Source organism: Stenotrophomonas lacuserhaii, assembly GCF_039674585.1.
GTDB classification, from domain to species: Bacteria; Pseudomonadota; Gammaproteobacteria; order Xanthomonadales; family Xanthomonadaceae; genus Stenotrophomonas; species Stenotrophomonas pennii_A.
In genome coordinates this window covers 11,689-25,413 of the sequence record NZ_JBDJNU010000023.1, presented here as the reverse complement: position 1 = coordinate 25,413, position 13,725 = coordinate 11,689, and the positions used below count along the sequence as shown (strand labels likewise).

Sequence of the window (13,725 nt, the reverse complement as noted above, 5' to 3'; positions counted from 1 at the left end):
CAGCAGGAGAGGGGAGCGCCGACCCATGGTCGGCGAGCGCAGCGGGCAGCAGAAAGAAAACGGCAGCCACCCATCAAGGCGCGGCTGCCGCGGAGAGAAACGACCCCGCCGCGAGGCGGGTTTTTTCACATCAGAACTTGTAGTTCAGGCCGAAGTACAGCTGGCGGCCACTGTAGATGTTGGAGATCAGGCGGGCCTTGGTGTCGCCCCCCAGGTGCATGCGCTGTTCGGACTTGGTGGCATTGAGCACCGAAGCGGTCAGGGTCAGCGCTTCGGTCAGGTTGTAGGCTGCGTTGAGGTCCAGCTGGTCATAGGGCTCGGTGAACACGGTCATGCCGTTGTTGAGCCCGCCGACCACTTCACCACGACGGTTGTACGAGGCACGCGCCAGGAACTTGTCGTTCTCGTAGAACACGGTCACGTTGGCCTGGTTCTTCGCGCTGCCGACCAGCGGCGAAGCGCCGATGGTTTCGCCGTCAAGCACGATCGACGCCAGGTTGGTGTCGTTGTAGGTGTAGTTGGCCTGCACGCCGAAGCCCATGTCGAAGGTGTACTGGCCGTAGACTTCCACGCCCTGCGACACGCCGTCACGCCCGTTGGCCTCGGTGGAGTAGTTCTGCACGGTCACCATCTCGCCGCCCACGTCCATCTGCTGGTCGGTCACCACCGGCACGGTGAAGTTGTCCACGTCCTTGCGGAACAGGGCCACGCCGGCGACCGCGCCCGGCTTGAAGTAGTACTCCAGGCCGAGGTCGTACTGCAGGGCCTCGAACGGCTCCAGCTGCTTGTTGCTGCCCGACCCGTACCAGCCCGGGGTGGTGGTGCCACCGGCCACGCGACGGTCGTTGCTGTATTCCTCGCTGATGTAATCCAGGCCGCCCGGGTAGGCGATGCTGGTGTAACCGGGACGCGCGATGACCTTGGACGCCGCGCCGCGCAGCACCAGGTTCTCGGTGATGTCCCAGGCGATGTTGAAGCTGGGCAGGACGTCGGTGTAGGTCTTGTCCAGCGAGGACTGTTCGTAGGTCTTCTCGCGCACGTCGCGGCGCACGAAGCCGGATTCGCAGACCGTGCCGGCCGGCGGCGTGCCGGTCGGGCAGGCCAGCGGATTGCCGTCGGCACCGTCGACGAAGTAGTCCATGAAGCGTTCGACGGAATCGCTGGAAGCCGCGTGCTGCCTGGTCTGGACCAGCCGCACGCCCAGGTTGCCGCGCACGCGTTCGGTGCGGAAGTTGGCCTGGAAGTAGGTCGAATAGATCTTCTCGTTGACGTCGTAGACGAAGTCCGGTTCGATCCGCTTCTGCATGCCGCCGTAGCGTTCGTTGAGGTAGGCCAGGTACGCCGGGTAGTCGATGCCGGGCATCACGTTGGCATTGAAACCGCCGGCGATGTCGTCGATCGGGCTGGACAGGAAGAAGCCCGGCTGCGCCACGCTCTTCTCCGGGTCGGCGCAGTTGCCGGCCTGGTAACGGGCCTCGTAGTCGTTCGGGTCCGCGCCCTGGCAGGCCCAGTACGTGTTGCCGGTGTTGCGGTGGACCTTGCCGTCACGGTACTTCACGCCGAACTGGAACGAATCGATGAAGCCGCTTTCGAACAAGCGGGTGAAGTCGGCCTGGAAGTAGTTCTGCTCGATGCTGGTCTCGCGCCACGACGAATCGGTCGAGCCGGTGTCGATCTCGGCGATGCCGGCCATCAGCTGCTCTTGCAGGTCCGGTGAGAACGTGGCCGACGGGGTGCCGGTCAGGTCGTAGGCGCTGTAGCTGTTGCCGGACTGCCACGCACCGTCGACCTGGCGGCGCGGCTTGGCCGACATGCGGAAGTTCATCGACGGTCCGCCTTCGGACCAGGTGCGTCCGCCCTTGAAGGTGACCTTCGACAGCGGGCTGATTTCCCAGTCCACGGTCAGGTCGCCGGTCTGCGACAGGGCCTTCTCGCGGCTGTAGGCACCGCTCAGCTGCGGCGTGGGGATGGTGCAGTCATCCGGACCCCAGCCACCCGGGGCCATGCCGGCGGCCGCGGCCTGGGCCTCGCTGCAGTAGTACGCCTTGCCCGGCAGCTTCTCGAACTGTGCGCCGGTGACGATGCTGCCGCTGGAATCGAAGTCCATGCCGTTGAGCAGGCGTCCGCCGGCCCAGTTGCCGTCGCCGTTGTAGCGGGCGATGTTCCACTCGGGGATCTTGGACTGGTTCAGCGTGTAGTCGCCGGACAGCTCGAAGCGGAAGTAGTTGGCGGTGATGGTCAGGTTGTCGACCGGCTTGAACTGGAAGGTGAACTGGCCACCGGTGCGCTCGCGCTCTTCTTCGCGCACGCCGAAATTGACCGACGTCGGCATGAAGAATTCGCTGTAGTTGCCGCCGGTCTGGTTGTTGAAGCCGGATTCGCCCCACCAGTAATGGATGCCATCCTGCGGCAGCGTGTTGCCGTAGGCATCCTTTGCTTCGGTGCCCGCGCCGTACCACTGGTAGTCGTCGACGGTGACTTCCATGCTGCGGTTGGTGCGCTTCTGCTTGGTCGCCCCGATCAGCACGCCGAAGCGTTCGTCCTTGCTGTGCCAGGCATACATCGCCGACAGGTTCGGATCCACGGTGTCGCTGGTATCGGAGGTCACGCCTTCGATGTTGACGAAGCCCGAGTTGGCCTCCATGTCCAGCGGACGCCGGGTGTGCAGGATCACCGTGCCGCCGATGCCGCCTTCGTCGATGCGCGCTTCGGGCGACTTGAACAGCTCCGCGCTCTCCAGCATGTTCGACGGCAGCAGGGTGTAGTTGAACGAACGCGAGGCCTCGTTGTTGGTTTCCGAGGTGGCGATGTAGTTGCCGTTCAACTGGGTCAGGGTGAGGTCGGCGTCAAGGCCGCGCACGCTGACATTCTTGCCTTCGCCGCCATCGCGGCTGATGACCACGCCGGGCACGCGCTGCAGGGCATCGGCGACGTTCTTGTCGGGGAACTTGCCGACGTCCTCGGCGGTGATGACTTCCACCACGGCATTGGCATCACGCTTCTGCTGCAGGCTCTTTTCGATGGCGTAGCGGTAGCCGGTGACGTTGACGCTGTCCAGCGTGGTGGCGCTGGGCGATGCGGCGGGCGGGGATGGCGCTGCATCCTGGGCAAACGCCGGCGCCGCCGTGGCCGCCAGGGCGAATGCGATCGCGGCCGACAAGGTGTGGCAACCGTGCTTGTGTGACATGTAATTCATTCTCTCCCTCTCCTGGATCGAACCGTTGGCTGATACGAAATACTTGAATCGATCTTATGTGCAGACCCGAGACCGCAAGCGTGGGGCAGGAGAGACAGGGCGCCTGGCGGCGTTGCTGTCGGATTCCGAACCCGGCAATCGTGACCGTTTGAAGTTGGATCGATCTAAACGATTGCCGCGCATTTTTTAACACGGCCTGACTCAACTGGCATGCTGCTGCGCAATATGAAAACGTTTGCAGTCCGACCAGGCCCCGTCAGACGGTCTTCCATGTTGCGCTGCAGGATGCGCAGCTGCGGACGTTCATGTTTACTTCAATCGATCTAAATCGACCGAACAGGCCTCGAGCCCGCGTCCTGCGACCCAGCAGTGCCGGCTCGGATCCCGACCTGCCAATGCCGCCAAGGAGCCAGTGAACGTGACCTTCCAACGTCGTTTCCCCCTGCGTGCCCTCACGCCTTTTGCATCGTTGGCGTGCGTGTTCGCCTTGTCCGCCGCGCCTGCCCTGCAGGCCGCACCGGCCGCGCTGGAGCGCGAGGTGAACACTTTCATCGGCAGCAAGGATGACGGCAATACGTTCCCGGGCGCCTCGGCGCCGTTCGGCCTGATCCAGGTCAGCCCGATCGGCAGCCATTACGCCGGCTGGCGCTACGACGATGAGAAAATCCGTGGCTTCGGCCATTCATTCCTGTCCGGTGCGGGCTGCTGGGAGCAGGGCGGGCAGGTCTCGGTGCTGCCGGTCACCGGCACCATCGGGGCAGGCGGCGATTTCGATACGTCCAACCCCAAGGCTTTCGACCACAAGGCGTATGCGTCCACGTATGAGCATGCCGGTGAAGTCGGCCAGGCCGGCTACTACCGCGTCCGCTTGACTGGCTACGGCGGCATCGATGCCGAAGCCACCGCGCGTACCCGCGCCGCCGCCGAACGCTACACCTTCGCCGCCGGACAGAAGGAAGGCCACGTGCTGGTGAATGTCGGCCAGGCCAACGAGCGCCATTCGGTGATCGGCAGCGTGATCGACGTAGTGGGCGACCGCGTGGTGGAAGGCAAGCTGGTGACCAAAAGTTTCTGCGGTGGCCATCAGTACACGACGTGGTTCCGGATCGAGTTCGACCGTCCGTTCACTGCGCACGGCGTGTGGGGCGAAGAGCGCGGCCTGCCCGGCGCGCGCCACAGCATGGAAGGCGAGGCCAAGCCGAACGGGGCCTGGCTCACCTTCGACATGGCGCAGGGCCGCGCCGTCACCGCGGTCAGTGCGATCTCGCACGTGGACGCCGAGGGTGCGCGCAGCAACCTGCGCAGCGATGGCATGCGGGGCGGCAAGCTGCTCGGCTTCGATGGCATGCGCCGCCTGGCGCAGGACGCGTGGCGCGAGGAACTGTCGACGGTGAAGCTTGATGGGGGCAGCAAGGACGACCGCACGGTGCTGTACACCGCGCTGTACCACGCGCTTCTGCAACCGCTGACCGGCAGCGATGCCGACGGCCGCTACCGTGGCTACGATGATGCGATCCATCGCGCCGACGGCTGGACGTACTACGAGTATTTCTCGCTGTGGGATACCTATCGCGCGCAGAACCAATGGCTGGCGCTGACCCGTCCGCAGGTGGCGCGCGATATCGGCCGCACCCTGCTGGCCATTGATGCGCAGGGCGGCTGGCTGCCGCGCTGGGGCTATGCCAACTTCGAAACCAACATCATGACCGGCGATCCGGTCACGCCGTTCATGGCCGACCTGTGGCGCTTCGGCGCGCTGGAAGGCCGCGAGCAGGAAGCCTGGTCGGCATTGCGTCGCAATGCCTTCGACGTGCCGCCGTTGAACTCGCGTGCGGCCGGCCGCTCGGGTAACCCGTCCTACCTGGACAAGGGCTACGTGGTGTACGACCGCGCGTTCCCGTCCAAGGGCATGGACGTGGACCCGCACCATGGCGGTTCGGCGACGCTTGAATACGCCCTGGCCGACTGCGCGCTGGCGCAGATGGCCGATGGCCTGGGCCACGCCGCCGATGCGGCGACCCTGCGTGCCCGTGGGCGCAACTGGCGCAACGTGTGGGATGTGTCGGTGCGTGATGACGAGACAGGCTTCACCGGCTTCCCGCGTCCGCGCACCGACGGTGGCCAGTGGTATGCGCCGTCCGACGGCCACTACAGCCCGCGCTCGCACCATGGCTTCCATGAAGGCACCGCGTGGCAGTACCAGTGGCTGGCGCAGCAGGACGTGCCGGGCCTGGTGGAGGCGATGCAGGGCCGCGAGCAGGCCGGCAAGCGCCTGGATGCGTTCTTCGCGATGGACGCGCTGCTGGCCGATCCGCTGCAGGCCGCGCGCAAGGAATGGGTGGTGGGCCCGTACAGCTATTACAACCAGTACCGCTACAACCCCAACAACGAACCGGACCTGCATGCGCCGTGGATGTATACGCTGATCGGCCAGCCCTGGAAGACCGCCACCGTGGTCCGCGCAGCGCAGCAGTTGTTCACCAACGCGCCCAACGGGGTCACCGGCAACGACGACCTGGGCACGATGTCGGCCTGGTACCTGTTCAGTGCGCTGGGCCTGTACCCGGCGGTGCCGGGCAGTGGTGAGTTCCTGCTGCACGCGCCGCGTTTCGCCAAGGTGGATGTCGCGCTGGGCAATGGTCGCCAGCTGACCCTGCGTGCCCCTGGCGCGGACGGTCGCACGCTGCAGTACGTGCAGGGCGTGGAAGTCGATGGCAGGCCGCAGTCGGCCGTATGGCTGGACTGGGAAACCCTGCGCGGCGGCGCCGACATCCAGTGGACGCTGGGCGCGCAGGCGCCACGGCAGGGCTGGGGCACGGCTACCCGCGACCTGCCCGTGTCGTACTGCGCCGCCCCGGGCAGCGTGCTGGAATGAAGCGTTGCGAGCCCTTCGCTGCGCACGCCCGTGGCAGGGTGCGCCGCGCCCGTTATGATTCAGCTACCTATCCGATCCGAGGGTCCATTCCGGGATGAATGAGTCCAGCAGCACAAAGCCCCCGCGTAAAGGCGGAGAGCGTGCCGTCACGGTGACCGACATCGCCCAGGCCATCGGCGTGTCACGGGCGACCGTGTCGCTGGTGCTGCGCGGCAGCCCGCTGGTGAACGTGGATACGCGCGCCAAGGTGGAGGCCGAGCTGCGTCGGCAGCGCTACGTCTACAACCGGGCGGCGGCCAACCTGCGGCGGCGGACCTCGTCCAGCGTGGCCCTGGTGATCAACGACCTGTCCAACCCGTTCTTCGCCGAGTTCGCCGCAGGCGTGGACGAAGCACTGGGCGAGCAGGGCTACGTGACCCTGCTCGGCAGCACCGGTGAGTCGCCACAGCGGCAGCAGGCGGTGCTGGGTACGCTGATGGAGCACACCCCGGCCGGCCTGATCCTTTCGCCGGCCGAGGGCAGCGATACGGCGCAGGTGCGCCAGGCGCTTGGACCCACCGCCAACGTGCTGCTGTTCAACCGTGCGCTGGTGGGCGCGGACTGGGATTTCCTCGCGCTGGACAACCAGCAGGGCGCGTACCTGGCGACCCGGCACCTGATCGAGCGCGGCCACCAGGACATCGCGTTCTTCGGCGGCCACGCCGATTCCAGTTCCTGCGAGCAGCGCCGTGCCGGCTACCAGCAGGCGCTGGCCGAGGCCGGCCTGCCGATCACCCCGCAGTGGTTGATCGAATCGGCGCCGAACCGGCTTGAAGCGGCGCGGCGGGTCGACGAGCTGTTCGTCGATGGCCTTCGACCGAGTGCCGCGGTCTGTTACAACGACACCGTGGCGCTGGGCCTGATGCTGGGCCTGACCTCCCGCGGTATACGCCCGGGAGGCGACTTCGCCGTGACCGGGTTCGATGACATCCCCGAAGCCTCGGTGGCGGTGCCACCGTTGACCACCCTGACCGTCGATCCGCGCGCGCGCGGGCGGCAAGCCGCCGAGCTGCTGCTGCAACGCGTACAGTCCCCCGATGCGCCCCCCGCGCGCACCGTCGCCCCCGTGCAGCTGCGCATCCGCGAAAGCAGCGCGGCACGTCCGACCTGAATCCCTCCACATTCCATCTACGCGCACCGAGGCGCGAACCCGCATGCCGATTTCCTCAACGCCCCGTTTGAACACCACGCCCGGGCAAGGCGCACCACCGGTCAACACCCGCATGGCGCTGGGCGTGGCCACCACCATCTTCTTCATGTGGGGCTTCCTGACCTGCCTCAATGACATCCTCATCCCGCACCTGAAGGCGGTGTTCGAACTGAACTACGCGCGTGCCATGCTCGTGCAGTTCACCTTCTTCGGTGCGTACTTCCTGATGTCCCTGCCGGCCGGCCGGCTGGTGGCGCACCTGGGGTACAAGAAAGGCATCGTGGCCGGCCTGTTGATTGCCGGCGTCGGCGCGCTGGGCTTCTGGCCCGCCGCCGAGCTGCGCGAGTACAGCGCGTTCCTTGGCGCGCTGTTCGTGCTGGCCACCGGCATCACCGTGCTGCAGGTGGCCGCCAACCCGTACGTGGCGCTGCTGGGTCCGGTGGAAACCAGTTCCAGCCGCTTGACCCTCGCCCAGGCACTGAACTCGCTGGGTACGGCGATCGCGCCGATCTTCGGCGGACTGTTGATCCTCGGCAACACGGTCAAGAGTGCCGATGAGATCAATGCGCTGTCGGTGGCCGAACAGGCCGCCTACCGTGCAGCCGAGGCGCAGTCGGTGCAGGGCCCCTACATCGGCCTGGCGATCGCCCTGGCGCTGCTGGCGCTGTTCGTTTACCTGTTCCGCCTGCCGACGCTGAGCGAGAGCACCGAGAAGGTCGATGATGGCCCGCAGCAGAGCTACGGCGCGGCCCTGCGCCACCGCCACCTGCTGTTCGCGGTGCTGGGCATCTTCTTCTACGTGGGTGCCGAAGTCTCCATCGGCAGCTTCCTGGTCAACTACCTGTCGATGCCCACCATCGGTGGCTTCACCGAACAGCAGGCCACGCATTACGTGTCCGCCTACTGGACGATGGCGATGATCGGTCGCTTCGCCGGTTCGGCGCTGCTGACCCGCTATTCGCCGCGGCACATGCTGGCCCTGTTCGCCGGTATCAACGTGCTGCTGCTGGGCGCCACGATGGCCAGTTCGGGCCAGGTCGCGCTGTACTCGGTGGTGGCCATCGGCCTGTTCAACTCCATCATGTTCCCGACCATATTCGCGCTCGGCATTGAACGCCTGGGTCCGCTGACCAACAAGGCCTCCAGCCTGCTGATCATGGCCATCGTCGGTGGCGCGCTGGTGCCGTACCTGCAGGGCGTGCTGGCCGACCACATCGGGCTGCAGCCGAGCTTCATCCTGCCGCTGCTGTGCTACGGCTACGTCATCTTCTTTGGCCTGGTCGGCGCCCGCCTGCCGGCTGCCACGACCCGCGGAGGCTGATGCAGATGGGCACCATTGTCTGTTTCGGTGAGATTTTGATCGATCTACTAGCGCAGCCACCGGCGTCGCCGGCCGAGCCGCGCGCGTTCCTGCAGTACGCCGGTGGCGCGCCCGCCAACGTCGCGGTTGCCGCGGCGCGGCTGGGCGTGGACACCCAGTTCGTGGGGATGCTGGGCCGGGACATGTTCGGTGATTTCCTCGCCGACAGCCTGCAGCAGCATGGCGTGGGCATCGACTACATCGCGCGCACCGAAGCGGCGAAGACGGCGCTGGCGTTCGTGGCGCTGGATCCGCAGGGCGAGCGCAGTTTCAGCTTCTACCGGCCGCCGGCGGCGGACCTGCTGTTCCGCGCCGAGCATTTCCAGGCGGCCTGCTTCGCGCAGGCACGCTGCTTCCACGTCTGTTCCAACAGCCTGACCGAAGCGGCCATCGCCGAGGCGACGTTCGAGGGCATGCAGCGTGCGCGCGCGGCCGGTGCACTGGTCAGCCTGGACCTCAACCTGCGCCCGGCCCTGTGGCCGGCCGAGGCCGATCCGCTGCCGACGCTGTGGCAGGCCCTGGCGCTGGCCGACGTGGTCAAGCTGTCGCGCGAGGAGCTCGACTTCCTGGCCGCGCCGCTGGGCGAGGGCGGGGCAGAACAGGTCCTGCAACGGCTGTTCGCCGCGCAGGCGCGCTGGGTGGTGGTCACCGATGGGGCTGCCGCACTGCGCTGGTACACGCGCAGCGCACGCGGCCAGGCCACCAGCTTCCGCGTCGCCACGGTGGACAGCACCGCGGCCGGTGATGCCTTCGTCGGCGGGCTGCTGACCGCGCTGGTGGAGCGCGGGGTGGATGCCGCCAGCCTGCCGGCGTTCTGCAGCGATGAAGCCGCCATGCGCGGGGTGCTGCGCTTCGGCGCTGCGGTGGGCGCGCTGGCGGTGACCCGCAAGGGCGCCTTCGCGGCCATGCCCTCGCGCGATGAAGTCAACGAACTGCTGCTGCAAACCGAGGAATCGCACTGATGACCCAGACTCCGGACTTCCGGTCGCCGGCTTTCCTGCGCGGCCACATCGCCCATACGATGGCGTTCTACCATCCGCGTTGCATCGATCCGCAGGGTGGCTTCTTCCATTACTTCCGTGACGACGGCAGCGTCTATGACGCAACGCATCGCCATCTGGTGAGCAGCACGCGTTTCGTCTTCGACTACGCCATGGCCTACCGCGAGTTCGGCGATGCGGCGTACCTGGAGGGGGTCAAGCATGGCGTGCGCTACCTGCGTGAGGTGCATCGCAACCCCGCCACCGGCGGCTATGCGTGGACACTGCGCGATGGCGTGGTGGAAGACGCTACCAACCACTGCTACGGCGTCGCCTTCGTGCTGCTGGCATACAGCTGCGCGCTGAAGGCCGGCATCGAAGAAGCACGCGGCTGGATGGAGGAGACCTGGCAGCTGCTGGAAACGCGCTTCCATGAGCCGGCACACGGTCTGTACCGTGACGAAGCCGATGCGCAGTGGAATTTCAGCGGTTACCGCGGGCAGAACGCCAACATGCACATGTGCGAGGCGATGCTGGCCGCGTTCGAGAGCAGTGGCGAGCAGCGCTACCTGGATCGCGCGCTGCAGCTGGCCGACATCATGACCCGGCGCCAGGCCGCCAAGGCAGACGGGCTGGTGTGGGAGCACTACGACAGCGAGTGGAACATCGACTGGAAGTACAACCTGGATGATCCCAAGCACCTGTTCCGTCCGTGGGGGTTCCAGCCGGGCCATCAGACCGAGTGGGCCAAGCTGCTGCTGATCCTGGACCGCCATGTGCAGGCAGACTGGCTGGTGCCGACGGCGCGCCATCTGTTCGACGTGGCGGTGGAGCGCAGCTGGGATGCGCAGCGCGGTGGGCTGTACTACGGTTTCGCGCCGGATGGCAGCGTCTGCGACGACGACAAGTATTTCTGGGTGCAGGCGGAGTCGCTGGCGACCGCGGCGGTGCTGGCACAGCGGACGGGTGATGCGGTGTACTGGGAGTGGTACGACCGTTTGTGGGCATATGCGTGGGAGCATTTCGTGGACCATGAGTACGGTGCGTGGTTCCGCATCCTGGATGCGGACAACCGCAAGTACAGCGATGAGAAGAGCCCGGCCGGCAAGGTGGATTACCACACCATGGGCGCGTGCCATGAGGTGTTGAACGTGGTGCGTTCCGGAGCCGGAGCTGCGGCGCCTGTTTGATTTCGGGTAGCGGCGGCGGGGAGGCCTGCGCAGGACACGCCGCAAGTACGTCCCTGTAGGCTCGTTTCCGCCCGTCCGGGGCTCCAACGGTCCTGCGCAGGCCTCCCCGCCGCCGCTCAGCCGGGTTCCCGCGTGCGCGGCGGGTTCAGAGCCGGACACGTTCGGTGTGGGGTTTTCGAGGCGGGATCATTGTTGCGACGGGGTGTTCGGATGCGGATCTGGAAAGCAGGGGTGCAGTTCGGTGCGGTCGTGCTGGCGTGTCTGTTGCCGGTGCTGGCGCAGGCTGGTGTGCTGCAGGCGCGCTGGGAGTTCCGGCTGCTGCCGGGTGGGGCGCAGGTGGCGGCGCATCCGGAAGCGGCGGGCTGGGGCGCAGCGCAGGTGCCGGGCAGTGTGCATACCGATCTGTTGGCCGCCGGCTTGATCCGCGATCCGTATGTCGGTGCGCCGGAAGCGCAGCTGCAGTGGATCGGGCTGGCGGATTGGGAGTATCGCGCTGGCTTCGATGTGGATCCGGCGACGTTGGCGCGGCCGCACGCCGAGCTGGTGTTCGAAGGGCTCGATACCTTCGCCGAGGTGGAACTCAACGGCCAGCCGTTGCTGCGCGCGGACAACGCGCACCGGACGTGGAAGGCGCGCGTCGACGGTCGCCTGCAGTCGCGGGGCAACGTGCTGCGCATCGTCTTCCGTTCGCCGATCACCCGGTTGCTGCCGGCCGTGCAGGCGATGCCGCACAGGATCGCCGGCAACTATCCGTCGCCTTATGGCGACGAGCCGCGCGATGCGATGGTCGGCAACTTCGTGCGCAAGCCGGCCTACCATTTCGGTTGGGACTGGGGGCCGCGCTATGTCACCGCGGGCGTGTGGAGGCCCGTACGGCTGGAGGCGTGGGGCGCACAACGGGTGGCCGACCTGGCCGTACGCACCGAAGCGCTGGATGCGAACCTCGCCGCGTTGACCGCCCTGGTCGAGGTCGAACATGCCGGCGTCGACGCGACGTTGCCCCTGCGGCTGGAGGTGCGCGATCCGGACGGCAAGCCTGTGGTGCAGAGGGTCCGCGATGTGCTGCTGAAGGCGGGAACGCAGACGCTGCAGGTGCCGTGGCAGGTCCCGCAGCCGCGTCGCTGGTGGCCGGCCGGGCAGGGCGCGCAGGACCGTTACAGCGTGCACGTCGCGCTGGGTGCGGGCGATGAGCCGGCACTGCAGGCCAGCCGACGGATCGGCCTGCGCAGCGTGGAGCTGCGGCGCGACAAGGATGCCGAGGGTGGCCAGGGCTTCGCCTTCGTGATCAATGGTCGCGAAGTATTCGCCAAGGGCGCCAACGTGATCCCCTTCGATGCGTTCCCCGCACGCGTGGACACCGCCCGCCTGCGCACCATCCTCACCGCCGCACGCGATGCCAACATGAACATGCTGCGCAACTGGGGCGGCGGTTACTACGAAGACGATGCGTACTTCGAGCTGGCCGACGAGCTCGGGCTGATGGTCTGGCAGGACTTCATGTTCGGCGGTGGCATGCAGCCGGGGTTCGATCCGGCGTTCCGGCAGAGCGTGGTCGCCGAGGCCCGCGACAACGTGCGTCGGCTGCGCCACCACCCCAGCATCGTGCTGTGGTGTGGCAACAACGAAGAAGAAACGGCGTGGAAGGATTGGGGCCATGGCCGCGATCTTGGAAAGGCCGACCCTGCGTTCGCCGCCCGCGTGTGGCAGGGCTACGTGGACCTGTTCGGGCATGACCTGCGCGCCGTCGTGGCCGAACAGGGCCTGGGTGTCCCGTACTGGTCCAGCTCGCCCAGCAACGACCTGGATGACAAGGCCAACGACTCCACCCGCGGTGACAAGCATTACTGGCAGGTGTGGGGCAATCCGGCGCTGCCGGTCGGGGCCTACCTGAAAGAAACGCCGCGCTTCATGTCCGAATATGGCCTGCAGTCCTGGCCGTCGCAGGCCATGGTGGACCGTTTCGCCACGCGTGCCGAACAGCGCATCGACAGCCCGGTGATCCAGGCGCACCAGAAGTTCATGGCGGGCCTGGGCAACGAACGGCTGCTGCATTACATCCGGCTCGGCTATGGCGATCCGGCCGATTTCCCCGCGTTCCTGTACCTGTCCCAGGTGATGCAGGCCGAAGGGATCCAGCTGGCTGCGCTGCACCACCGGGCATCGCGTCCCTACACCATGGGTTCGCTGTACTGGCAGCTCAACGATGTGTGGCCCGGCGCGTCCTGGTCGGGCATGGACCACGACGGCAACTGGAAGGGGCTGCATTTCCAGGCGCGTCGCTTCTTCGCCGACCTTGCCGTGGCGGCGCTGCGCGATGACGGCGTGACCCGCGTGAGCCTGCTCAACGACACCCCGCAGCCTCACTCGGTGCGCTGGCGGCTTCGGGTGATGGACCTGCAGGGGCGCGTGCTGGGTACGCAGGAACAGGCGGTGGTGCTGGCGCCGGGATCAGTGACCGAGGTCGGGCGCTTCAGCGACGCGCGCCTGCTGGACGCGGCCGATCCGGCGCGCACCATTGCCGTGGTCGAACTGCTGCAGGGCGAGCAGGTGCTGTCGCGGCAGGTGGTCGGTTTCGTTGAGGCGCGCGACCAGGCGCTGCAGGCCGGACAGCTACAGGCAAGCCTGCGGGGCGAGGGTGATCAGACAGAGGTGGTGCTGCAGGCGCAGGGACTGGTGCGTGCCGCGTGGATCGAATTCGGAACGAACGAGGCGGTGCTGGAAGACAACCTGCTGGATCTGCTGCCGGGCGAGCGCCGGGTGCTGCGCGTGCGCTCGGCCAGTGATGCCGAAACGCTACGCGCGGCACTGCGCGTACAGACCCTGGGCGACGTGCTGGAAGAGAGCCGGTAGCGCCGAGCCATGCTCGGCGGCTGTGCGCGGGAAGGCCCCCGCCGAGCACGGCTCGGCGCTACCAGGGCTTGGCCGCGCACCTCGC

Annotated in this window: 7 protein-coding genes; 6 read left to right on the top strand and 1 reads right to left on the bottom strand. The window is 67.0% G+C overall.

Annotated elements, in window-relative coordinates; translation table 11 throughout:
- Window positions 1–130: 130 nt before the first annotated feature.
- Complete coding sequence (locus ABE522_RS10485; RefSeq protein WP_346591640.1) at window positions 131–3,196, bottom strand: TonB-dependent receptor; 3,066 nt, start codon at window positions 3,194–3,196, stop codon at window positions 131–133.
- Window positions 3,197–3,674: 478 nt separating this feature from the next.
- Here ABE522_RS10485 and ABE522_RS10480 point away from each other — a divergent pair, with 478 nt between their 5' ends.
- The 6 genes from ABE522_RS10480 (at window position 3,675) to ABE522_RS10455 (ending at window position 13,640) form a co-directional block, all read left to right on the top strand.
- A complete protein-coding gene (locus ABE522_RS10480) occupies window positions 3,675–6,071 on the top strand; it encodes a GH92 family glycosyl hydrolase (RefSeq protein ID WP_346591667.1) in 2,397 nt (798 codons plus the stop codon).
- A 94-nt stretch (window positions 6,072–6,165) separates the two neighbouring features.
- Window positions 6,166–7,221, top strand: coding sequence for a LacI family DNA-binding transcriptional regulator (locus ABE522_RS10475; protein WP_346591639.1), 1,056 nt, complete (start codon window positions 6,166–6,168; stop codon window positions 7,219–7,221).
- A 43-nt stretch (window positions 7,222–7,264) separates the two neighbouring features.
- Window positions 7,265–8,581: a sugar MFS transporter gene (locus ABE522_RS10470; RefSeq protein WP_346591638.1), complete on the top strand. Its 1,317-nt coding sequence runs from the start codon at window positions 7,265–7,267 to the stop codon at window positions 8,579–8,581.
- A 5-nt stretch (window positions 8,582–8,586) separates the two neighbouring features.
- The gene (locus tag ABE522_RS10465; RefSeq protein ID WP_346591666.1) at window positions 8,587–9,582 is read left to right on the top strand and encodes a carbohydrate kinase family protein; all 996 of its coding nucleotides are present in this window, start codon (window positions 8,587–8,589) and stop codon (window positions 9,580–9,582) included.
- On the top strand, window positions 9,582–10,790 hold the full coding sequence (locus tag ABE522_RS10460; protein WP_346591637.1) for an AGE family epimerase/isomerase: 1,209 nt from the start codon (window positions 9,582–9,584) through the stop codon (window positions 10,788–10,790). Before ABE522_RS10465 ends, ABE522_RS10460 begins: the two co-directional genes overlap by 1 nt.
- 210 nt (window positions 10,791–11,000) lie before the next feature.
- A complete protein-coding gene (locus ABE522_RS10455) occupies window positions 11,001–13,640 on the top strand; it encodes a beta-mannosidase (RefSeq protein WP_346591636.1) in 2,640 nt (879 codons plus the stop codon).
- The last annotated feature ends 85 nt before the right edge of the window (window positions 13,641–13,725 follow it).